This is a genomic window from Tabrizicola sp. BL-A-41-H6, assembly GCF_050632395.1.
Taxonomy (GTDB): domain Bacteria; phylum Pseudomonadota; class Alphaproteobacteria; order Rhodobacterales; family Rhodobacteraceae; genus JAUYQR01.
On the sequence record NZ_CP192600.1, the window covers coordinates 4016706 to 4038988 of the forward strand.

General features: G+C 65.2%; 24 protein-coding genes. 9 read left to right on the forward strand and 15 right to left on the reverse strand.

The features are described from left to right. Positions 1 to 4 precede the first annotated feature (4 nt). Positions 5 to 646 (forward strand): VOC family protein, encoded by a 642-nt coding sequence (locus ACROUL_RS19765; RefSeq protein ID WP_431301135.1) that lies wholly within the window; start codon positions 5 to 7, stop codon positions 644 to 646. A gap of 45 nt (positions 647 to 691) precedes the next feature. After that, positions 692 to 1771, forward strand: coding sequence for a cell division protein ZapE (zapE, locus tag ACROUL_RS19770; RefSeq protein WP_431301136.1), 1080 nt, complete (start codon positions 692 to 694; stop codon positions 1769 to 1771). Here zapE and ACROUL_RS19775 read toward each other — a convergent pair. The 3 genes from ACROUL_RS19775 to serB all read right to left on the reverse strand — a co-directional run bounded on the left by ACROUL_RS19775 (position 1768) and on the right by serB (position 4257). Further along, positions 1768 to 2442, reverse strand: coding sequence for an alternative oxidase (locus ACROUL_RS19775; RefSeq protein ID WP_431301137.1), 675 nt, complete (start codon positions 2440 to 2442; stop codon positions 1768 to 1770). The genes zapE and ACROUL_RS19775 overlap by 4 nt on opposite strands. 75 nt (positions 2443 to 2517) lie before the next feature. Beyond that, the gene (locus ACROUL_RS19780; protein WP_431301138.1) at positions 2518 to 3279 is read right to left on the reverse strand and encodes a TSUP family transporter; all 762 of its coding nucleotides are present in this window, start codon (positions 3277 to 3279) and stop codon (positions 2518 to 2520) included. Positions 3280 to 3381: 102 nt separating this feature from the next. Next, entirely contained in the window at positions 3382 to 4257 is an 876-nt protein-coding gene (gene serB / locus ACROUL_RS19785) for a phosphoserine phosphatase SerB (RefSeq protein WP_431301139.1), read from the reverse strand. 153 nt (positions 4258 to 4410) lie between these two features. Here serB and ACROUL_RS19790 point away from each other — a divergent pair, with 153 nt between their 5' ends. The 3 genes from ACROUL_RS19790 (at position 4411) to ACROUL_RS19800 (ending at position 8034) form a co-directional block, all read left to right on the forward strand. Next, complete coding sequence (locus tag ACROUL_RS19790; RefSeq protein WP_431301140.1) at positions 4411 to 5568, forward strand: phosphoserine transaminase; 1158 nt, start codon at positions 4411 to 4413, stop codon at positions 5566 to 5568. Between the two features lie 44 nt (positions 5569 to 5612). Next, on the forward strand, positions 5613 to 7208 hold the full coding sequence (serA, locus tag ACROUL_RS19795) for a phosphoglycerate dehydrogenase (RefSeq protein ID WP_431301141.1): 1596 nt from the start codon (positions 5613 to 5615) through the stop codon (positions 7206 to 7208). Between the two features lie 91 nt (positions 7209 to 7299). Beyond that, a complete protein-coding gene (locus tag ACROUL_RS19800; RefSeq protein WP_431301142.1) occupies positions 7300 to 8034 on the forward strand; it encodes a metallophosphoesterase in 735 nt (244 codons plus the stop codon). Here ACROUL_RS19800 and ACROUL_RS19805 read toward each other — a convergent pair. Continuing rightward, positions 8031 to 8252, reverse strand: coding sequence for a hypothetical protein (locus ACROUL_RS19805; RefSeq protein ID WP_431301143.1), 222 nt, complete (start codon positions 8250 to 8252; stop codon positions 8031 to 8033). The two genes, ACROUL_RS19800 and ACROUL_RS19805, sit on opposite strands and share 4 nt — an antisense overlap. A 140-nt stretch (positions 8253 to 8392) precedes the next feature. Between ACROUL_RS19805 and ACROUL_RS19810 the strand changes: the two genes are divergently transcribed. Beyond that, positions 8393 to 8953, forward strand: a complete 561-nt coding sequence (locus ACROUL_RS19810; RefSeq protein ID WP_431301144.1) for a DUF2585 domain-containing protein — start codon at positions 8393 to 8395, stop codon at positions 8951 to 8953. Here the strand turns inward: ACROUL_RS19810 and eno are convergent. The 11 genes from eno to ACROUL_RS19865 are packed head-to-tail and all read right to left on the reverse strand — an operon-like array spanning position 8950 to position 19835. Beyond that, on the reverse strand, positions 8950 to 10248 hold the full coding sequence (gene eno, locus ACROUL_RS19815; RefSeq protein WP_431301145.1) for a phosphopyruvate hydratase: 1299 nt from the start codon (positions 10246 to 10248) through the stop codon (positions 8950 to 8952). The two genes, ACROUL_RS19810 and eno, sit on opposite strands and share 4 nt — an antisense overlap. After that, positions 10245 to 11279 (reverse strand): phosphotransferase family protein, encoded by a 1035-nt coding sequence (locus ACROUL_RS19820; RefSeq protein WP_431301146.1) that lies wholly within the window; start codon positions 11277 to 11279, stop codon positions 10245 to 10247. The genes eno and ACROUL_RS19820 overlap by 4 nt, the downstream gene beginning before the upstream one ends. Then, positions 11260 to 11991 (reverse strand): SDR family oxidoreductase, encoded by a 732-nt coding sequence (locus ACROUL_RS19825; protein ID WP_431301147.1) that lies wholly within the window; start codon positions 11989 to 11991, stop codon positions 11260 to 11262. Before ACROUL_RS19825 ends, ACROUL_RS19820 begins: the two co-directional genes overlap by 20 nt. A gap of 21 nt (positions 11992 to 12012) precedes the next feature. Beyond that, positions 12013 to 12990 (reverse strand): hypothetical protein, encoded by a 978-nt coding sequence (locus ACROUL_RS19830; RefSeq protein ID WP_431301148.1) that lies wholly within the window; start codon positions 12988 to 12990, stop codon positions 12013 to 12015. Beyond that, complete coding sequence (locus ACROUL_RS19835) at positions 12987 to 13682, reverse strand: GntR family transcriptional regulator (protein ID WP_431301149.1); 696 nt, start codon at positions 13680 to 13682, stop codon at positions 12987 to 12989. Before ACROUL_RS19835 ends, ACROUL_RS19830 begins: the two co-directional genes overlap by 4 nt. After that, a complete protein-coding gene (locus ACROUL_RS19840) occupies positions 13679 to 14554 on the reverse strand; it encodes a carbohydrate ABC transporter permease (protein ID WP_431301150.1) in 876 nt (291 codons plus the stop codon). Before ACROUL_RS19840 ends, ACROUL_RS19835 begins: the two co-directional genes overlap by 4 nt. Beyond that, positions 14554 to 15507 carry a carbohydrate ABC transporter permease gene (locus ACROUL_RS19845; RefSeq protein WP_431301151.1) on the reverse strand — a complete coding sequence of 318 codons (954 nt, stop codon included), beginning with the start codon at positions 15505 to 15507 and terminating at the stop codon, positions 14554 to 14556. Before ACROUL_RS19845 ends, ACROUL_RS19840 begins: the two co-directional genes overlap by 1 nt. A 1-nt stretch (position 15508) precedes the next feature. Next, positions 15509 to 16732, reverse strand: coding sequence for an ABC transporter substrate-binding protein (locus ACROUL_RS19850; RefSeq protein ID WP_431301152.1), 1224 nt, complete (start codon positions 16730 to 16732; stop codon positions 15509 to 15511). Positions 16733 to 16758: 26 nt separating this feature from the next. Next, positions 16759 to 17847, reverse strand: coding sequence for an ABC transporter ATP-binding protein (locus ACROUL_RS19855; RefSeq protein ID WP_431301153.1), 1089 nt, complete (start codon positions 17845 to 17847; stop codon positions 16759 to 16761). A gap of 2 nt (positions 17848 to 17849) precedes the next feature. After that, complete coding sequence (locus ACROUL_RS19860) at positions 17850 to 19073, reverse strand: enolase C-terminal domain-like protein (protein WP_431301154.1); 1224 nt, start codon at positions 19071 to 19073, stop codon at positions 17850 to 17852. 3 nt (positions 19074 to 19076) lie between these two features. Further along, on the reverse strand, positions 19077 to 19835 hold the full coding sequence (locus ACROUL_RS19865; RefSeq protein WP_431301155.1) for an SDR family NAD(P)-dependent oxidoreductase: 759 nt from the start codon (positions 19833 to 19835) through the stop codon (positions 19077 to 19079). A gap of 73 nt (positions 19836 to 19908) precedes the next feature. On the opposite strand from ACROUL_RS19865, the gene ACROUL_RS19870 reads away from it, so the two are divergent. From ACROUL_RS19870 to ACROUL_RS19880, 3 genes are all read left to right on the forward strand, one after another. After that, positions 19909 to 20904, forward strand: a complete 996-nt coding sequence (locus tag ACROUL_RS19870; RefSeq protein ID WP_431301156.1) for a sterol desaturase family protein — start codon at positions 19909 to 19911, stop codon at positions 20902 to 20904. Next, complete coding sequence (locus ACROUL_RS19875; protein ID WP_431301157.1) at positions 20901 to 21791, forward strand: SMP-30/gluconolactonase/LRE family protein; 891 nt, start codon at positions 20901 to 20903, stop codon at positions 21789 to 21791. Before ACROUL_RS19870 ends, ACROUL_RS19875 begins: the two co-directional genes overlap by 4 nt. 63 nt (positions 21792 to 21854) lie before the next feature. Next, the gene (locus tag ACROUL_RS19880; RefSeq protein WP_431301158.1) at positions 21855 to 22274 is read left to right on the forward strand and encodes a CopG family transcriptional regulator; all 420 of its coding nucleotides are present in this window, start codon (positions 21855 to 21857) and stop codon (positions 22272 to 22274) included. Positions 22275 to 22283 lie beyond the last annotated feature (9 nt).

Here is a 22283-nt window from a genome sequence, read left to right on the forward strand (position 1 = left end):
CGGGATGGCGCTGGTTCCCGAACTTTGCCTGACCGACCCGGAGGCCGGTATTGCGTTCCTGCATCGCGTGTTCGGCTTTGCGGCAGATGGCAGCACGTTGACGCTTGGGTCCCAGACCCTGCGCGTCCGAAGGGTGGACACGGCGCAATCGCATGGGCGCATCGACCACATTGCCCTTGCAGTGCCCGATATCGACGCGTCGCTTGCGCGGCTGCTGGCCGGGGGGGCGAGCCTTGACTCCGCCGTCACACCGAACGGGGTGGGCGAGATCGCTGAGTTCTGGGGCGACGGCATCCGCTATGTCTATCTGCAAGGCCCCGAGGCCGCGCGGATCGAGCTTTGCCAGCGCAACGCAGGCCCGGTGGCCGAGGCGGGGCATGACCACATCGGGATTCCCTGCCGCGACCTTGCCCGGACCCAGCGGTTCTTTGAAGACCAGGGCGCGGTGCTGGTCGCCGCGGTCGATCTGCCTCGGGCGGAGGGGACGGTTCCGGTTCGGTTCCTGACCTATGCCGGCGGGATGATCGAGCTTTACGCCCCAGCCGGGGCCGGGCTGCGCGAGCCGGGCCTGTGGTCGCGGCTGCTGGTCGAGGGTCTGGCGGGGGAACGTGTCGGCCCGGATGGCCTGATCCTAGCCCCGCTCTGACCGCAGCGGGCTTTTCACAGACCCTGCGGCAGGCTAAGCCAAACCATGCGTGAAACGCTGACCGAGATTTACGAGGCGCGGGTGGCAGCGGGGGTGCTGCGACCCGATCCGGCGCAGCACGCGGTGATGGCGCGGCTGGAGCCGCTGCGGGCATGGCTGGAAGCGAACGCGACCCGCAAGGTCGGCCTGTTCGCCGGGTTGTTCGCCAAGCCGCTGATGCCGCCCAAGGGCATGTATCTGTGGGGCGGGGTCGGGCGCGGCAAGTCGATGCTGATGGACCTGTTCACCGAAGCGACGGCTACCCCGCAGAAGCGCCGGGTGCATTTTCACGCCTTCATGCAGGAGGTCCACCGGGGGATGCACGCAGCGCGGCAACGCGGCGTCGAAGACCCGCTGGCCCCGTTGGCAGATCAGGTGATCCGCGAGGTGCGGCTTCTGGCGTTTGACGAGATGCAGATCACCGACATTACCGATGCGATGATCGTGGGGCGGCTGTTTGAAAAGCTGTTCGCAGCCGGGATCGTGATCGTCACCACCTCGAACCGCCCGCCGCAGGACCTGTACAAGGACGGGCTGAACCGCGGCATTTTCCTGCCGTTCATCGCGATGCTGGAAGACCGGCTGGAGGTTGTGGAACTGGAAAGCCCGACCGATTACCGCCAGCACAGGCTGGAAGGCGCGCAGGTCTATTTCCACCCCGCGCGGACCGCTGGTGACAGGATTTCGGCGATCTGGACTGACCTGACCGGAGGCGCGGGCGGCGAGCCCCTGGTGCTGACGGTGAATGGGCGAAAGGTGGAACTGGCGCGCTTTGCCAATGGCGTGGCGCGCGCAAGTTTCTGGGAGCTGTGCGCCAAACCCTTGGGCCCGGCTGATTTTCTGGCGATTGCGGCAGCGGTGCGGGTGCTGATCCTTGAGGATATCCCGCATCTGTCGGCGGCCAACTACAACGAGGCGAAGCGCTTCGTCACCCTGATCGACGCCTTGTATGAGGCGAAGGTCAGGCTTGTCGCTTCGGCCGCCGATGTGCCGGAGCGGCTTTACATCGAAGGCGAGGGGTCGTTCGAGTTTGAGCGCACCGCAAGCCGCCTGCGCGAGATGCAGGCGGCAGGCTGGGGCGGCTAGTCGAGCGCGCGGCCCGCGGCGACCTGACGTTTCGACACGCCCGCGGCCAGCACGTCGGCAAAGCCGTGGTTCACGTCGCGGTGCTTTGCCTCATCCGCGCGCACGGCGATGATGACGTCGCGCAAGCGGGCATCAACGGGAAGGTGCCAATAGTCGATCGCGATCTTCGGGGCGGGCACGTTTTCGACAGAGCCGTTGTCGACCTGTTCAAGATAGCCAGTGTAGCTGACCACCGCTTCCTCCTCCAGATAGCCGACGACGCGGTGCGCGGTCTTGGGGGCGAAGAGGTAGAGGAAGAAGTAGGTGTTGAAGAACACCGCCTGCCCGCCCATGATCAGCGCTCGCTCGAACAGCGACGGCTTGGCGATGTTGATGAAGGTCATCAGGTGCATCCGCTCGTTCTCGGCCTCGTCCAGCAATTCGCGGATCCAGCCCTCATCTTCGCGGATGTGACGCAGCGATTTCAGGTGCTGAAGGAGACCGCCGACCATGCCCGGCACGGCGGCGACGGTTTCAAGCACGACGGCCCGGTGGCCGTAGCGTTTGGAAAAGAAGGCGTCTGCGAAGAGGCGCATGAATTTGACGATGCCAAGGGCGATGCGGTCGGAAAGCCCGTCGGGGGCCTTGTGGCGGTCAAGCGCAACGGCAGCGGAAGGGGAGGTGTCGGACATCTGGTTTCCTTTCCTGCCTGAAATAGGCGGGGCCGGAAGGCACGCAATCGGGTGCGACACTTTGCATGTGCAGCGTCAGGCCAGCGCCTGCCACAAGAGCCGCGCCGCCATGAGCGATGATACGATCACCAGAAGCGGCTTGATCAGCCGCGCGCCAACCCGAACCGCCAGTTTTGCGCCAAGTGCCGCCCCGGCGATCTGCGCCGCAGCCATGGCAAAACCGACGGCCCACCAGGTTGCGCCGGAAAACACGAACACCATCAGGCTGCCGAAGTTCGATGCGAAGTTGAGGAATTTGGTATGGGCCGTGGCCTTCAGCACGCCGTACCCCGCCAGAAGCACAAAGCCCATCATGAAGAACGATCCGGTCCCGGGGCCGAAGAAGCCGTCATAGGCGGCGATCATGGGCACGGCGGTGAAGGTGAAGGTGGCGGGGCGCATCCGGGCGGCGCGGCTGTCGTCGCTGAGGCCGGGCTTCAGGGCGAAGAACAGCGCGACGCCGATCAGGATGACGGGCATCGCAAGGCGCAACACCTCGACCGGGATCAGATGAGCCACCAGCGCGCCGGCGGCACTGGCAAGCGCGCTGACGACGGCCATGCCAAGTTGTTCGCGCGGGCGGACATGGCCGGCGCGGGCGTAGGCGACCGCGGCGGTTGCAGAGCCGAAGGTGCCTTGCAGCTTGTTGGTGGCCAGCGCTTCGACCGGGGACGCCCCCGCCAGCAATAGCGCCGGCACCGTGATCAGCCCGCCGCCACCGGCGATGCTGTCGACCAACCCGGCGAAAAAGGCGGCAAGAACGAGGAGGAGGGCGAGGGATGTGGCGATTTCGAACATGCGCCGCTTGTCGCCGCTTACGCTTGCTCGGGCAAGGGGGGCCGCCATTCGGGGGCATCGGCCCTCGTGGGGCGGCGCTGGCAGTGGCTCGCGCTGCGGTGGTCAGGCGGCGAAGTCGCCCCGTGAATAGCCTTGCAGATACAAAAGCGCCGTCAGATCGCCATGGTTGACCCGGATGGCGCATTGGGCCTGCACGGCGGGCTTTGCGTGCAGCGCCACCCCGGTGCCCGCCGCCTGCAACATCGGCAGGTCGTTTGCACCGTCGCCCACCGCGATCACGTCGCTAGGCGTGATGCCGATCCGGGTGGAGATCTCCAGAAGCGCATCCACCTTCGCGGCCTTGCCGAGGATCGGCGCCATTACCGTTCCGGTAAGCGCGCCGTTTTCAACATCGAGGGTGTTTGCCCGGTTTTCGTCGAACCCCAGGCGCGTGGCAACTGCCTTGGTGAAGGCGGTGAACCCGCCCGACACCAGCGCCGCATGGCCACCCTGCGCCTTCATCGTCGCCAGCAGGGCAGGGCCGCCGGGCATCAGCGTGATGCGGTCGCGCAGCACATCGGCGATCACGCTTTCGGGCAGACCTTTCAGAAGCCCGACCCGTTCGCGCAGGGCGGCCTCGAAATCAAGTTCGCCGTTCATCGCGCGGGCGGTGATGCCGGCGACATGCGCGCCGACGCCCGCCTCGTCGGCCAACTCGTCAATGCATTCTTGCTGGATCATCGTGCTGTCCATGTCTGCGATGAGGAGCCGCTTGCGCCGCCCTTCGGCGGGCTGCACCGCAAGGTCCACCCCGATGGTCTGCAAATCCTGCCACACCTGCCAAAACGTGTCGGGCTGGGCCTCAAGCTTGAACTCTGCCGCGATGCCGGGATCAAGCCAGCGCGCCGCGCCGCCACCCCAGGCATTGCGAAGGTTTTCCACGAGAGCACGGTCGAGGATTGGTCGATCCGGGTTGGTCAGAAGCGTGGCCACAAGCATCAATACGTCCCATCCTCGGCTGGCCCGCGTCGCAAATGCGCGGTCAAGCGGCGCTTTACGACGATTTTTCCGCTTGTGCCACCCCCGGCGAGCCGTTAAACGCGGCCTTGGGACACCCTTCCCCAACGAAGGGCTTTTAGCTGGAAGGCTACCATGACAGATCTGACCCCACCGGCCAAGCGCCCGGCAAATCCGCGCTTCTCTTCTGGCCCTTGCGCCAAGATCCCCGGTTTTTCCCTTGATCATCTTGCCGACGCGCCCCTTGGGCGGTCGCACCGTGCCGCCATCGGCAAGGCCAAGCTGAAAGAGGCGATCGACCTTACCCGTGAAATACTGGGCGTGCCTGCGGACTACCGCATCGGCATCGTTCCTGCGTCTGATACTGGCGCGGTCGAGATGGCGATGTGGTCGCTTCTGGGTGCCCGCCCGGTGGAGATGCTGGCCTGGGAAAGCTTTGGCGAAGGCTGGGTGACGGACGTCGTCAAGCAGTTGAAGCTGGATGCCAAGGTGCAGGTCGCGCCCTACGGGCAGATTGTGGATTTCACGACCGTCGATTTCGACCGCGACGTGGTGTTCACCTGGAACGGCACGACCTCGGGCTGCCGCCTGCCGACCGGAGATGCGATTCCGGCCAGCCGCGCTGGTCTGACGATCTGTGATGCCACCAGCGCTGCGTTTGCGATGGACCTGCCGTGGGACAAGCTGGATGTGACAACCTTCTCCTGGCAGAAGGTGCTGGGCGGCGAGGGCGCGCATGGGATGCTGATCCTGTCGCCCCGCGCGGTGGAACGGCTGGAAACATATACGCCCGCCTGGCCGCTGCCAAAGATTTTCCGGCTGACCTCAAAGGGCAAGTTGATAGAGGGGATTTTCGTCGGCGAGACGATCAACACGCCGTCGATGCTGGCGGTTGAAGATTACCTCGTCGCGCTGAAATGGGCGAAATCGGTGGGCGGCCTGCAAGGGTTGGTCAACCGTGCAACGGCCAATGCCAAGGTCGTCTGGGAGTTCTGCGCCGCGAACCCGTGGATCGCCAATCTGGCCGAGACGGCCGATATCGCGTCGACCACCAGCGTCTGCCTGAAGTTCACCGATCCGCGCATCACCGATGGCGAGACTTTCGCCAAGGCCGTTGCCAAGCGGCTGGAAAAGGCGGGCGTGGCCTTCGACGTAGGCGCCTACCGTGACGCACCGCCCGGCTTGCGGATCTGGTGCGGATCGACGGTCGAGACGTCGGATGTGCAGGCGCTGATGCCCTGGATTGCCCACGCCTTTGACGCCGAAATAGCGAGCCTGGCCGCGGCCGCCTGACGCGGCCCGTCCTTCCTGAACACTCATTCATAAAGGAGCCGATCATGGCCCCCAAGGTTCTCGTTTCTGACGAACTCTCTGAAACCGCCGTGCAGATCTTCCGCGACCGAGGGATCGACGTCGACTACATGCCGAAGCTTGGCAAGGACAAGGACGCGCTTGCCGCGGTGATCGAGCAGTATGACGGACTGGCGATCCGGTCGGCAACCAAGGTCACCGAAAAACTGCTCGCCGGTGCCACCCGGTTGAAGGTCGTGGGCCGGGCCGGGATCGGGGTCGACAACGTCGACATTCCGGCGGCCTCGAAGAAGGGCGTGATCGTGATGAACACGCCGTTCGGCAACTCGATCACCACCGCCGAACATGCCATCGCGATGATGTTCGCGGTGGCGCGGCAACTGCCTGAGGCGAACGCCTCCACGCAGGCTGGCAAGTGGGAAAAGTCCCGCTTCATGGGTGTGGAGCTGTTCAACAAGACCCTCGGCGTGATCGGCGCCGGCAACATCGGTGGCATCGTCTGCGACCGTGCGGTGGGGCTGCACATGAAGGTGGTGGCCTATGACCCCTTCCTGTCGGAAGAGCGTGCCAAGCAATTGGGCGTGACCAAGGTGGACCTTGACGAGCTGCTGGCGCGGGCCGATTTCATCACGCTGCACGTGCCGTTGACCGACAAGACACGCAACATCCTGTCGGCGGAGAACCTTGCGAAAACCAAGAAGGGCGTGCGGATCATCAACTGCGCCCGGGGCGGGCTGATCGACGAGTCGGCGCTGGCCGAGGCGCTGAAGTCGGGCCATGTCGCCGGGGCGGCGCTTGACGTGTTCGAAACCGAACCCGCGACCGAGTCGCCGCTGTTCAACCTGCCGAACGTGGTCTGCACGCCGCACTTGGGCGCCTCCACCACCGAAGCGCAGGAAAACGTGGCGCTGCAGGTTGCCGAGCAGATGTCTGACTACCTGCTGACCGGCGCTGTGCAGAACGCGTTGAACATGCCGAACGTCACCGCGGAAGAGGCTGCGGTCATGGGGCCGTGGATCAAGCTTGCCGGGCATCTTGGAGCCTTCATCGGGCAGATGACGGACGAACCGATCAAGGCGATCAACATTCTTTACGACGGCACGGTCGCGGGGATGAACTTGGCCGCCCTCAATCAGGCGGTGATTGCCGGGGTCTTGAAGGCACATAACCCCGACGTGAACCTCGTCTCCGCCCCCGTCGTGGCAAAGGACAAGGGCATCCAGATCTCCACCACCCGGCAGGAAAAGACCGGGGTGTTCGACGCCTACATCAAGGTGACGATGGTGACGGACAAGCGCGAACGGTCCGTGGCGGGCACCTGCTTTTCGGATGGCAAGCCGCGCTTCATCCAGATCAAGGGCATCAACATCGACGCCGAGATCGGTGCCCACATGCTATACACCACCAACGAGGACGTACCGGGCATCATCGGCCTTCTGGGCATGACGATGGGCAAGAACAACGTCAACATCGCGAACTTCACCTTGGGCCGGTCGGGCGTCGGGCAGGACGCTATCGCGATCCTTTACCTCGACCAGCAGATCGACCCCAAGGTGATCGAGACGCTGGAAGGCACCGGCATGTTCAGTCAGGTCAAGGCGCTGCAGTTCGAGGTCGCCTGACCCCCGGCTTCCTCTTCGACAAATATCCCACGGGAGGTCCGGAGGGTGTGAAACCCTCCGGGCGCGTCCCCAAAGGCGCAAGGCTGACCAGATGCACCTCTACGCCATTGGCGATATCCACGGCCATATCGATCTGCTGAAGGCCGCGCATGACCGCATCAGCGGGGACATGGCGCGTCACGGCGCGGGGCAGGTGATCCATGTCGGCGATCTTGTCGACCGGGGGCCGAACTCTGCCGGGGTCATCGACTACCTTGCACGCGGCATCGCGGCGGGTGAGGACTGGGTCGTGCTGAAAGGCAACCACGACCGGATGTTCAGCCGCTTCCTGCGCGACCCGGTCGATCCCGAGCCGGGCCTGCGCGCCGATCTTGCATGGCTGCACCCAAAGCTCGGCGGGGCCGAGACGCTTGCCTCCTACGGTGTGCGCAGCCCGGCGGACCGCCCGATCGCGAAGGTTCATGCCGATGCGATCCTTGCGGTACCCGAGGTGCACCGCGCCTTTCTGGACGCCCGCCCGACCCTGCACCGCGCGGGCGACGCGGCATTTGTCCATGCCGGCATCCGCCCCGGCGTGGCGCTGGACGATCAGGTCGAAACCGATCTTGTCTGGATCCGCGAGCCGTTCCTGTCGGACACCACCAGTTTCGGCCCATTGATCGTTCACGGCCACACGGCGATCAATCAGGCCACACATTACGGCAACCGCCTGAACCTCGATTCGGGCGCTGCCTATGGCGGCCCGCTGTCGGCTGTGGTGATCGAAGGGCGCGACGCATGGCTTCTGACCGGGCAGGGCCGCGTCGCGCTGCACCTGCCGGTCTAGGGATGTTCGCTCCGGATCAGGCGCTTCACCGACCGCCCGCCCAGATAGCCGAAGACAATGCTGGCGATCCCGGCGACTTCGGCAATCGCGATGCCTTGTGGCAGGCCGCGCAGCCAGAAGGCAAAGCCCATCAGGCAGAACCCTGCGGCACTGATGCCAAGCCAGAACCACAACTCGCCACGTGTCGGGCCAAAGCGGAACTTGTTCGATGCCGTCATGCGCGATCTCCCTCCGGAGGCAAGATAGGCAGGCCAGACCGCTTGTCCATGTGGGAGATCGGCGACGGTCTGGATCAGCCCTCGCCATCCAAGCGGCATTTCTCTGGACGGCTGCGCCAGCGCGTGATTCCCTGCGCCGCATGACAAGACGCATCCCTCCCTTGCTGGTCGTGCTGGCGATCATTCTTCTGACCGCCGTCTGGCTTTTGTGGCTCGGGCGCGAACCGATCTGCAAATGCGGCACCATCAAGCTGTGGCACGGGCAGGTCGTCAGTTCGGAAAACTCGCAGCACCTGTCCGACTGGTACACGCCCAGCCATATCATCCACGGCTTTGTGTTCTTCGGGCTGCTCTGGCTGGTGGCGCGGCGGCTGAGTTTCGGCTGGCGGCTGGCGATTGCCACGGCGGTCGAATGCCTGTGGGAGATCGTGGAAAACTCTGACGCGGTGATCGAACGCTATCGGTCGGTGACGATCTCGCTCGATTATTACGGTGATTCAGTTTTGAACACGGTGGCCGACGTGCTGGCGATGATCGTCGGATTCTGGCTGGCGTCGAAGCTGCCGGTCTGGGCGACGGTGGCGATTGCGCTGACGTTCGAGGCGCTGACGATCTGGGTGATCCGCGATGGTCTGGCGTTGAACATCATAATGCTGCTTTACCCGCTGGACTGGATTGCCGCATGGCAGGCGGGGCGCTAGCCCTGCCACCACGTCGCCGCCAGCGGCGCACCCCCGACGAAGGCTTTTGGCCCCAACACCTCTTCGATCCTCAGGCATTCGTTCCACTTGGCCATCCGTTCGGACCGCGCGAAGGAGCCGACCTTCAATTGCCCCGCGCCAAGCCCGGTGGAAAGGTGGGAGATCGCGACATCCTCGGTCTCGCCCGACCGGGCTGAAACGATGGTGCCCCAACCCAGCGCGCGGGCGGCGCGGAACGCCTCCAGCGCGCCGGTGACGGTGCCGGTCTGGTTCACCTTGATGAGGACGGCGTTGCAAGCACCTGCGGTGGCCAGTTGGCGCACGAGATCGGCATTGGTGACAAGGGCATCGTCGCCGATGACCTGCACGCGGTTGCCGTGGGTTGTGGTAAAGGCCACAAGACCGGCGGTGTCGCCTTCGGCCAAGGGGTCTTCGATCGAGACGATGGGGTATTGGGTCAGCCAGCCGCCAAGGTAGTCGCACATCCCGTCGGTCGTGAGGCTGCGCTTTTCGAGGCCAAGGCGGTAGACCCCGTCGCGGTAAAGTTCCGATGCGGCGATGTCGAGCGAGATGACCACTCGTTTGCCGGGGGTTTCCCCGGCCTTGGTGATCGCCTCAATCAGCGTATCCATCGCCTCTTCGTTGGTGCGGAAATCGGGCCACCAGCCGCCCTCGTCGGCCACCCCGCCGCTGCGGCCCTTGGCGGCAAGGATCGCGCCTGCGGCGTGGTAGATTTCAGCCGTGACCTCCAGCGCCTCGGCAAAGCTGGTGGCGCCGGGAACCATCACCATGAAATCCTGCACGTCAACCCGCCTGCCGGCGTGGGCGCCGCCGCCGAAAATCTGGATTTCGGGCAAGGGAACGCTGGGCGTCGTGCCAAGCGTCGCGGCCAGATGCGACCAGAGCGGTTGGTGGCTGGCAGCAGCGGCGGCTTGCAACACGGCCAGCGAGGCGGCGACGGTCGCGTTGCCGCCGATGCGCGATTTCGTGGGCGTGCCGTCGAGCGCGATGAGGGCCGCGTCGACTGCGGACTGATTGACAGCGTCCATCCCGAACAACGTCTCGGCCACCGGACCGCGCAGGTTGGCCAGCGCGAGATCTACCCCCAGGCCTTTCAGCTTTGCCCCGCCATCGCGCAGGTCCACCGCCTCGCGGCTGCCGCGTGAGGCGCCGGCGGGGGCGATGGCGCGGCCCGTGGCACCGGAGGCCAGCGCCACCTCGACCTCGACGGTCGGGTGGCCACGGCTGTCCCAGACGCGGCGGGCGGCGAGGCCGGTGATGGTGCGGTCGGTCACGGGGTCAGCGTCCTTTCAAGGCGGGCGGTCAGGGTGGCAATGGTGTCGGGCGCATCAAGGATCAGCGCGCGGGCAATGTGGCGCACATGCGCACGGGTGGCGTCGTCAAGATATTCCACCGGAGACTTGCCGTCGATCCGGGCCAGCATCAGCGCGGGTTGCAGGGTGGCGACGCGGGCCTGAAGCGCCCCTGCGTCCTCCCATGTGATACCGCTGGCGTAGCTGGCCCAGAAGGCATGCATCGCTGCCAGAAGCGGCTGGCGGTTGGCCGGCAGGTGAGCGGCCTTGAGCGCGAGATGGTTGATGCAGAAGGCGACGTCGAAGGCAGGATCGCCCATCGTGGCGCATTCGGCATCCAGAAAGACGGGCGCGCCGGTGCGGACCAGGATGTTCTTCGGGCTGACGTCGCCGTGCACCAGCGTGGTGGTGGCGGCGTCGATGGCATCGGCCAGATCAAGCAAGCGGGGGGCGAGGTCCGGGTGATGTGCGGCGGTGGCGCGCAGGTAGGGATCGGTGCGGATCGCGCGGAAATCGGCGGCGTTGCGGAAGGGGTGGCGGTCAAAACCGGGCGCGGCGCCGGCAGCGTGGATCTGCGCCAGCGGGGCGGCCACCAGCGCGGCCTCTTCGCCCCGCGAGGCGCCGGAGAGCATGGCGGTCTTCCACAGGTAGATGTCGGGGCCGGAGACATCCTCCATCAGAAAACCTTGCAACGGGTCCGAGTAGCCTACGACCTTCGGGGCAATTCCCGGCACGATCTCACCCGCCCGTGACAACCATGCGCATTCTGCGCGGCTGCGGTGGACGGGCGCGCGCCAGTCCTGGGCCACACGCAGCCGGGCGAGGGCGAATTTGGCGCAGTAGCTGGTGCCATGCACGACGACGCGGGCGATGTCGGAGGCCACGCCGCCAGTCAGGTGCGTGACGGAGGCGACCTCTGCCGCCGTGCCAAGGCCAAGGTCCGCAACCAGCGCCCGGCAGCGCGCGTCGAGGTCAGGCTCGGCGTTCATCGGGTCAGACCGTGATGCCGCCATCGACCGCCATCGCTTGGCCCGTGACAAAGCTGGCCGCGTCGGAGGCGAGGAAGAGGACCATCGCCGCCACCTCTTCCACCGTGCCAAGCCGTCCGGTGGGTTGTCGGTCGAGGAAGAATTTCCACGCGGCCTCGCGGCTGCCCATCGTGGCGGTCAGCGCCTCGACCCGTTCGCGCAGGGAAGGGCTGTCGATGGTGCCGGGGCAGACGGCGTTGGCGCGGATGCCATCTTTGAGGTAGTCGGCCGCGACCGCCTTGGTCAGGCCGATCACGCCAGCTTTGGCGGCGCCGTAGGCGGTGCGTTTCGGGAAGCCGCGGATCGAGGAGGCGACCGAAGCGATGGTGACGATGCTGCCGCCGGGGCGCGCCATTTTGGGGATCGCGGCGCGGATTACGTAGAACGCGCTGTCGAGGGTGATCGAGGAGGAGCGACGCCAATCGGCGTCGGAGGTTTCCTCGATCGTGCCCTGGTGGACGTAGCCGACGGCGTGGACGAGGACGTCGATCTTGTCGAACCCGGCGAAGTAGGCGTTCACTGCGGCGGAGTCGGTGGCATCGAGCGCGGTGGTGCTGCCGCCGAAGTTTGCCAGAAGATCGGCGCGCAGGTCGCTGGCGTGGACCGTGGCACCGGCAGCCAAAAGCGCCTCAGCACAGGCCCGGCCGATGCCCTGGCCTGCGGCGGTGACGACGGCAATCTTTCCATCAAGGCGCATGGGTGTTCCTTTGAGCTGGCATCAAAGCGGCGTGGCGCTGATGCAAAGGGTTGTGGTGAAGGGTCGGCCCGCGTGGAACTGGCGGGCCGTGGGCTGGCCTTTGCACGACAGCGGGTTCGCGGCGGTGGAGACCCGCGGGCCAAGGTCGAAGGCGGCGCAGACGGGCTCCAGTCCCACGGCCTGATGCCGGCCCGACCAAGGGTAGGCGGTGCGGCCCCGGTTCGATACCCAGATGATGAGGCCGGGGAAATGGCTGGCATCCCATGTCATCGTCACGCGGAAGCCTTCGGCGGGGTAGGCCAGGGACACGCGGCCTTGCGGTTCGGTCAATTGAACGAGTTCCTCGGTAGCGAAGGGCAGAGGCAGGTGGGTCAGGTCGATTTTCCCGCCATCACGAAGCGGCACCGCATTGGGCGCGGCAAAGCGTGCGCCTTCGGCCAGCAGGGAAACGCCCGGTTCGACGGGGGCGGGGAAGGTCATGCCGCCGCTGGTGGTCTCGATCACGACACCGGCGTCTGGCACCCGGAAGGTCGGGTGCAAGCCGATGGGAAGAGCCACGTCGCGGCGTGGATGGACGGTGAGGGTCACGTCAATCGCCGGGGCGGAAGGGTCGGGTGTGATGCGCCGTTCCAGCCGCGCGATGGGATGGTCGGCGGGGTAGTCGATGTGCAGCGTCAGGTCGTTGTCGAAGGCCCAGTGGCCGTTCGATCCGTGGCCGTGAGGGGGCAGCCCGTCGGGTGACGTGTTGGTCAGGCTGGCCCAATCACCCGAAAGCGGCACGTCGCGTTCGGCACCGAACGGCACGCAGGGCCATTCGCCGCGCAGGCGTTGCAGGATGCCGGGCAGGGACACCGCCTGTGGTTCGTCCGCCCACGGGGCGATCTGGAAGGGGGCGGCTTTGCGCCCGTTCGGCAGACGGAAGGTGACCGGGCCAAGCATACCGCCAAGGCTTTGGATTTCACCCGCGCCATGCGCCCATGAAAAGGCGCGGGTGGTCACGACGCGGCCTCTTCGAAATATTCGGGGAACCGGGCGCGGGCTTCGTCGACGTAGGCGAAGATGCGGCGGAGGTGGGTTTGCAGACGGTCTTCGGCGGCGGACTTGTCGCCTGTCTCGATGGCGGTGACGAGGTCTTCGTGCTGGCGTATGACCATCGGCAGGTCTTCGACGCCTTCGACCATCAACTGGCGGAAACGGTCCATGTGGAGTTTCGCGCGGGTCAGTTCGGGGATAACGGGAGAGCACCCGGCGAAGGTGGCGATCAGGCCGTGAAAGCGGTTGTCGGAGGCGTAGAACTGCGCCTTGTCGCGAACGGAGACGTAGGCACGTTGCAGGGTGATCTCGTTTCGCATGGCTTCAAGGAGCGCGCTGCGGTCGGTCTGTTCCATCGCGCGGCGGAGGATCGCCAGTTCCAGCGCCTCGCGCATGAACTGCGAGGTTTCCAGGTCGGCCAGACGGAGGGGGGCGACGCGGGTGCCACGTTGCGGCAGGATGTCGACGAGGCCCTGTTCGGCAAGGCGCGCCAACGCCTCGCGCGCGGGGGTGCGGCTGACGCCGAGGGAATCGGACAGGGCAGCTTCCGACAGCTTCTGGTTTGGCCTGAGCTCGAACCGGCAGATGCGGTCGAAGAGGTGTTCATAAAGCTGCTGCGACAGCGAGCCGGTCTTTTCGGGGCGGAAAGGGTGGTTCATGACACGCGCAATCCTTCCATGAAATGCCGCCTGAGGAGGAAGAAGAGCACGACCGTCGGGATGGATGCGATCAGCGCACCCGTCATCACGATGTTCGGCCCCTGCTGGCTGTAGCTGCCCTGAAACACCAAAAGCGCATTCATGATCGACCGGGTTTCCGGGCGGTTGGCGAGGATGGTGGAGAAGAGGAGGTCGTTCCAGACCCAGGTGAATTGGAGGAGGAACACCGCCGCCATCGGGCCGATCACGTTCGGCAGGACGATGCGCAGGAACACCGTGATTTCACGGGCGCCGTCCATCCGCGCGGCCTCGTCCATCTCGCGCGAGAGGCCGTTCATGTAGGTGCGCAGGACGAGCACGGGAAAGGGGATGCAAACGGCGGTGTAGAACAGGCACATGCCGAGGCGGGAGTTCAAAAGGCCGAGCGACTGGTAGCCGAAGAACAAAGGGATCAGGAACATCTGGAACGGAAAGACCGTGCCGGCGAAGATCAGGAGGAACCACGCCTCGCGGCGGGGCAGGTCGAGCCGGGCCAGCGCGAAGGCGGCCATCGCGGCGATGAAGACAGCCGATCCGGCACCGACGACGCCGTAGAGGGCGGAGTTGAGCATGGCTTGGCCCATGCCACCCAGATCCCAGGCGCGGCTGATGTTGTCCCAGAGGGGTGCGATGCCCAGCGGCAGGTCGAGCGGGTTGCCGGAGGCGTATTCCTCGGTCGACTTGAAGATCGTGAGGAAGAGGAACCAGAACGGCAGCACCCAGACGAGGGCGAGGATCACGCCCAGGGCGACCTTCCACACGCCGCGGCGTTTCTTGCGCGCCTCGGCCCGGATGATCGCGTCGAAATCGAGGGTGGAGAGATCGACGGCCATCAACGCAGCTTTCGTTCGACGCGGCCCTGCCAGACGGTCTGCGCCCATGTGACGACGAGGACGACGAGGCCGATCACGACGGCCACTGCCGCGCCGAAGGACCATGACGATTTCTGGAACGCCTCGAAATACATGAAGACGGCGAGGGACAGGGTGCGCTGTTGCGGGTAGGACGAGCCCATTACCCAGATCAGGTCGAAGACGGTGAAGCCGGCGAGGACCGACAGGATCGTCACCATCACCAGCGTAGGTGCAAGGAGCGGCAGGGTGATGTGGCGGAAGATCTGGAACGGGCGGGCGCCGTCGATCCGGGCGGCCTCGAGCGGGTCTTTCGGGATGGCGGAGAGGCCGAGGAGGAGGAGCACCATGACGAGGCCGCAGGTCTGCCAGACGAAGGTCGCGATCATCGCGCCGGTGACGGTTGTTTCGGAATAAAGCCAGCCGATCTGGACTGGATCGGTGGTGAAGACCGAAAGGGCGCGGTTCAAAAGCCCGTCTGGGGCGTAGACGTAGAACCACATCACGCCAACGGCGGTGGGAGCAAGGATGCGGGGCAGGAAGATGATCGTCTTGAACGCCTCTTGCCCCGGCATCCGGCGGAAGAAAAGCGCAAGCGCAAGGCCGAAGAGGATGGGGAAGACGATGCTGGCGACGACCCAGATCATCGTGTTCTGCAACGCTTGGGCGAAGAACGGGTTGGTGCCCAGTTTGGTGTAGTTCGACAGGCCGGCGAATTGGTCCCACCCGGCGAAACGCTGCCATTTTGCGAAGGACAGCCAGACGTTGTAAAGGACCGGGAGCAGCAGGAACACGACGACGAAGAAGACGGCGGGCGCGACGAAGGGGAACGCCCGCCGGAAGGCGCGGCGACGCCGGGCAGCCTCGTCGGCGCGGATCTGGCCGAGGCCGATCCGCGCGAGAAGGTCTGCGTCTGTGTCCGGCGTCTGGCTCATGCTACTGCGCGCTGGCCCAGTATTCGGCGTTCAGAGCCTGGACGTTGGCCATCACGCTGTCGGCGGTTTCCATCGTCGGGTCGAGGAGGAAGCGGTTGAATTCCGCGACGATCTCGCCTTGCAGGGCGGGCGGCACGGCTTCCCACCAGCGCAGGTAGGCGGCGTGGCCCCCGGCGGCGATGTCGGCGTTCACCTCGGCCACGATGGCGTTCGGCGCGTCGGCGGCATCGTTGCCGATGTAGTTGCCCGAGGCCTTGCCCCAGGCGTTCGCGCCGTCGTTCGACACCCAGCAACGCAGGGCTTTCATCGTGGCCTCATCCGCAGCACCAGCGGTTGAGACGACGATCGGGCCGCCTTCGACGATGACTGCGGGTTTCTCGACGCCCGCTGCGTTTGGCATGATGAAGACGCCGAGTTCCTCAGCCGGGAAGCCGGCTGCGGTGACAAGACCGACCGCCCATTCGCCGATCAGGTAGATTGCACCCTTGCCGCGCACGAAATCGTTGACCTCTTCGGTGCTACGCGGATCGCTGAAGTAGCCTTTCGCGGCCATGTCGGACCACATCTTGAACACAGCCCGCACCGGCTCGCTGTCGTAGGCGACCGAACCGTCGCTGAGGCCATTGTAGGCCTCGGGGTTGGTGCGGAGCATCAGTTCCTGGAACCAGATGAAGCCGCGCCAGCCTTCTTGCGTGGTGGCAAGGAAGGGGGTCTTGCCCGACGCCTTGATCGCCTCGGCATCGGCCATCAACTCGTCCCAGGTTGTCGGCTCATTGAGACCCAATTCCTTGAACACGCGCTTGTCGTAAAGTGCGACCCAGCGCGCCATGACCATCGGCACGCCGTAGGGCACGCCATCGACCTTGAAGAGGTCTGCCGCACCTGGCTGGAAGCGCTTGTCTCCGGTCATTTCGGCCCAGACATCGGTCAGGGGCGCGATCTGGCCGGTGCCGACCAGTTCGTTGAAGGTGGAGCCCGTCCACCAGGTGAACATGTTCGGCGGCGAATTGCTGGCGATACCGGCCTGAATGAAGGCCTTGTACTGCTCGGCGTTGGCATAGGGGCGTTCGACGATCTTGACGCCTGCCGATGCCGCGCAGGCATCGCCCACCGCTTGCAACTGCGTGGACCAGAAGCCCTTGTCGTGGAAAAGTTCCACCTCGCTTTGCGCGAAGGCGGGTGCGGCGGTCAGCAGAAGCGCTGCACCGATCTTCAACAGTTTCATATCATTCCCTCCCAAGAATTGGCCATTCAGACGGCCAGTGATTTTCCAGTGTCGATATCGAACAGGTGGCAGCGTTCCGCGTTGACGTGGAACGTCAGCCGGTCTCCATCCGCCACGGGACGCGGTTGCTGCATCCGGGCGACGAATTGCATGGCGGCGGTTTCGGCGAACAAGAGCGTCTCGTTGCCGAGCATTTCGCTGAGGGTGACCGTCGCTTGCAGGGTAGCCGTGCCGGTGGGGCGCAGGCCGTGACCTTCGGGGACGATGTCTTCGGGGCGAAGGCCGAGGGTGACGTGGCGGCCTGCGGTGAGGCTGTTGAAGCGGGTGGGGTCGAGCGGGATGGTCAAACCGCCGCCTTCGAAGGTGGTGGCATCGCTTAATACGCCGTCGACGAAGTTCATCTGCGGCGTGCCGATGAAGCTGGCGACGAAGCGGTCGGCAGGGCGTTCGAAAACCTCTAGCGGGCTGCCCGACTGTGCGATCACACCGTCTTTCATCACCACGATCACATCGGCCAGCGTCATCGCCTCGACCTGGTCATGGGTGACGTAGATTGTCGTGACTTTGAGCCGATGTTGCAGGCGCTTGATCTCGACCCGCATCTGGTTGCGCAGCTTGGCGTCGAGGTTGGACAGCGGTTCGTCGAACAGGAACACCTCGGGCTTGCGGACGATGGCGCGGCCCATTGCGACGCGCTGGCGCTGGCCGCCGGAAAGCTCGGACGGGCGGCGTTCGAGGTAGGGGCCAAGCTCCAGCGCGGTCACGGCGCGGTCGATGCGTTCGCTGGCCTCGGCCTCCGGCACCTTGGCAAGCTTCAGCGAGAAGGCGAGGTTTTCGCGCACCGTCATGTGCGGGTAAAGCGCGTAGGATTGGAACACCATCGCGACGCCACGGTCCTGCGGATCAAGGTCGTTGACGACGCGGCCACCGATGCGCAGTTCGCCGTGGCTGATGGATTCGAGGCCCGCGATCATTCGAAGGGTGGTGGATTTGCCGCAGCCGGAGGGGCCGACCAGCACGACGAAGGCACCATCGGGAATGGTCAGGTCGATGCCACGGACAGCGATGTCGCGCCCGTAGATCTTGACCAGATCCTTCAGGATGACGTCGGCCACGCTCAGACCCGCTTTTTCGCTGGATCGGCCCAGTTCTGTTCCGGCCAGATCGCATACCAGTCGGGACGCCCCGGATCGCGGTCGTACATGTAGCCGCCGACGCGGGCGTAGTGTTCGGCGTATTCGGCGATCTTGTCGCGGTCGACCTCGACCCCCAGCCCCGGCCCTTTTGGGAGCGCGATGGCACCGTCGACGTATGGCAGCTTGCCGCCTTTCAGGATGTCGCCGGTCAGGTGGTGGTAATGGGCGTCGGCGGCGAAGTTGAGGTTCGGCAGGCAGGCGCCGAGGTGGAGCATCGAGGCAAGCTGGATGCCAAGCTCGCCCGAGGAATGGACAGCGGCGGAGTGCTGGAAGGTTTCCAGCACGTGCCCTGCCTTGAGCGCCTGACGAAGACCGCCCCAGAAGGTGGTGTCCAGCAGTACCACGTCGACCATCCGGTGGCGGATGGATACGGCAAGCTGTTCGAAGTTGACCACGACCATGTTGGTGGCGGTCGGGATCGGCTGACGGTCGCGGACGCGGGCCATGCCTTCTAGGCCCCAGGTCGGGTCTTCGAAGTAGTCGTTGTTCAGGTGTTCGATCGCGCGGCCGACGCGGATGGATTCCTCTACCGACCAGGCAGCGTTGGGGTCGAGGCGCAGGCGGTCACCGGGGAGGGCGTCTCCCAGAGCCTCCATCACAGCGATGTCATGGTCGGGGGCGAAGTGGCCGCCTTTCAGTTTGTGGGTCTTGAAGCCGTGCTTTGCCTTGAGGTCGAGGGCGTGGGCGGCCATGTCGTCGGGTGTTGTCTCGCCGCCGCGACCGTCCTGTTCGTAGCGGTAGAAGAGGTAGGCGGCGAAAGGGATTTTCTCGCGGATGGCTCCGCCAAGAAGATCGCAGGCGCGCACGCCAAGGCGCTTGCCGGCAAGGTCGAGGCAGGCCATTTCGATCGCCGCATGGAGTTGCAGGCGGTTGTTGTAGAGGCTGCCGGTGGGGTTCATGATCTTCCAGCGCAGCTGTTCCAGCTGTAATGGATCGTGGCCCTTGAGGTAGGGCAAAAGGCCCTTGATCGCGGCCTCGGCGCTTTCGCCGCCGCCGCCCAGTTCGCCCCAGCCGGAAAGCCCGTCGTCGCCAACGACCTCGACCACGGTGCGGATGAAGCGGCCCCAATGCGCGCCGGCGGCGTGGCGAAGCGGTGCTTCCAGCGGGACGGCGACGGTGGTGGCGCGGATGTCGGCGATGGTCATGGGTCAGTCCTTCTTCGGGCTGCCGCCGAGGCGGGCCATGAGGCCGCCATCGACGCGGACCGTTTCGCCGGTGATGAAGCTGGCCTTGTCGGACAGAAGGAAGGCCACCACATGCGCCACTTCTTCGGGCCGCGCGGGGCGGCCAAGGGGATGCATCGCGTCGATCTCGGCCCAGACGGCTGCGGGATCGGGGGCAAGGTTGACCGAATGGCGCAGCATCGGGGTATTGACCGAACCGGGGGCAACGGCGTTCGAGCGGACCCCGGCTTCGGCAAAATCTACCGCGATGGAGCGGGTAAGGCCGATGAGCCCGTGCTTCGCCGCAGTATATGCCGCCACCCCTGCCTGTGTGGCGAAGCTTTGCACCGAGGCCATGAAGACAAGCGCACCCTTTGCTGCCACGATCTGCGGCATAAGTGCCTGTGACATGAGGTAGGCGGAGGTGAGGTTGACCGCGATCACCTCGTCCCATGTGGTGCGGTCGGTGGACAGAGCCGAGCCATACCGCTGTATGCCGGCGTTGTGCGACAGGCCCGTGCAGCCGCCAAGCGCCAGGGCGGCCTCGGCGGCAGCGTTCGCTGTGGCTGTGTCTGCCACCGATCCGACGACCAGCCGCAGCTTGACCGTCAGGCCGGCAGCAACGTCTTCCAGCCCGGCCTTGTCGACATCAACGAGAACCAGATCACGACCCTCGGCAGCCAGCACCTCGGCAACGGCACGACCGATGCCTTTGGCGGCTCCTGTGACAACAACTGCGCCCACGATTTTCCCATTTGCAGAATCGACGCCTACTACCATACTAGCACTCAATCAAAGCGCAAGCGGGAGGATCGGCATGGACGAACTGAAGACCGGGCGGCGCGACAGGCGGAACCATTGGTGGCCGAAGAAAAGTGCCGGAATCGCGCCGGTCTTCGTTTTCCCGCCCCGCCCGGTTGCGTTCCTGAAATGGCTGCCAAGCTACTTCTACCCGTGGACGGTGCTGTTCTTCGCCACGGGCGCGCTGTTCTGGTGGCTGTTGACGCCGTCGATGGAAACGATGGCGACCCTCAGTTGGGGCTGGGTCGCGTGGATCGTGCTGCGCAACGCGGTGGCGACGGCCCTGTTTTACGGCGCGCTTGAACTGCCGCTTTACATCAAACGCTGGCAGGGGACGCGGTTCAAATACAACCCCGCCTTTCCCGAAGACCGCGCCAACCCTGCATTCTGGTGGAAAAGCCAGACGCGCGACAACATGGCCCGAACCTTCATTTTCGCCGTGCCGATCTGGTCGGCGTGGGAGGTGCTCATCCTGTGGGCCTTTGCCAGCGGACTGGCGCCCATGTCGACATGGGCTGAAAACCCCGGCTGGCTGGTGATGCTGGCGCTGCTGGTGCCGTTCGTGCACCACGTCCACTTCTACCTTGTCCACCGCCTGTTGCATGTGCCGGCGATCTACCGCCGCGTCCATGCCTGGCACCACAAGGCGACGAACCCTTCGCCCTGGTCGTCGCTGTCGATGCACCCGATCGAGTTGATGCTCTACTTTTCCGGCGCGGGGCTGCACCTTCTGGTCGGGTCGCATCCGTTGCTGGCGCTTTTTCATCTGCACTATGCAGGGCTTGGCGCGTCTGTCGGGCATATCGGCTTTCACACCATCGAAACGGGACGGGAGGCGGGCGTCGATACCCATGCCTTTACCCATTACCTGCACCACAAGTATTTCGAGGTGAACTACGGCGAAGGGTTGGTGCCGATCGACAAGTGGATGGGCACCTGGCACGACGGCAGCGAGGAAGGCGACCGCCTGATGGAGGCACGCCGTGCCGGACGGCGGGCCGGGCAGGCATGACGGCGCGGCTGATCTTCGACGCGCAGGACATGGTGGGCGAAAGCCTGCTGTGGGATGATCGGCGGGGCCGGCTGGTCTGGATCGACATCATCGGCCGCCGTGTGCATGCGCTTGACCCGGTGACGGGTGACCACCGACTTTGGCCGCTGCCGTTTCGGCCCACGTCGATCTCGCTGCGCGAGGACGGCGACGCGATGCTGTGTTCCGAACGCCATATCTGCCGATGGAATTGGCAGGGTGAACCGGTACCGCTGATCGAGGTGGAGCCGGACCTGCCGATGAACCGGTTGAACGAAGGCGCGGTCGGGCCGGATGGCGCGCTTTGGGTCGGATCGATGCACCAGAACATCGGCGACGATGACAGCCCGAAGGACATCCCCGGGGCAACGGGGCATATCTACCGCTTTGCCCCCGATGGCCATTTGCGCCAGATGGCTGACGACCTTTACGGCATCGCCAATACTCTGGTCTGGCCGGAACCGGACCTGCTGGTGGTGGCCGACACGTTGCAGAACACGCTTTACCAATACCGCATCGGCCCGGATGGTCTTGGCCCGCGCGCGGTCTTTGCGGCAGGCCTTGAGCGTGGCCTGCCGGACGGGTCGACAACCGACGCGGCAGGCAGGGTCTGGAACGCCCGCGTCGTAGGCGGCTATGCGCTGGCGTGCCTTGAGACCGATGGCAGGCTTGCCGCCTACCACGATCTGCCGTGTTCATGGCCCACCAGTTGCGCTTTTGGCGGGGCGGGGCTGGACCGCCTTTTCGTCACCTCTGCCCGCTTCACGATGAACGCCGAGCATTTGCAGACGGCGCCGCAGGAAGGCGGGCTGTTTGAAGTGGCGACCACTGCGCGCGGAAAGCCGCCCAACCGGTTTGGGCAGATGTAACTGGTCTTGTGCAGAGCAAGGGGAACTCCATATAACATCCAAGTGGATGGTATGGAGCTGATGGTGCCTAAGCTTGCAGTCGTTCCGTCGGCAAAGGGGCCGGAGTCTGAAAAGCTGACGATCAACCTTGGTTTCGTCGACCTTGGGCAGATCGAACTGCTGGTGCAGGAAGGCTTTTACGCCAACCGCAGCGATTTCATCCGCACCGCCATTCGAAACCAGATCGACCGCCACGCCGATGTGGTCCGTCAGATCGTAACCCGCAAAAGCGTGGACCTTGGCATCCGCCACATCACCAAGGCAGACCTGACGGCCGCCGAGGCCGCGGGCGAGATGCTGGACATCCGCGTGCTGGGCCTTGCGACCATCGCGGCGGATGTAACCCCCGACCTTGCGCGCCGTAGCATCGGATCACTTTCCGTGCTTGGGGCGTTGCAGGCAGGCAACGACATCAAGGCCGCGCTTGCGGACCGAATGAAATAAGGACCGAGG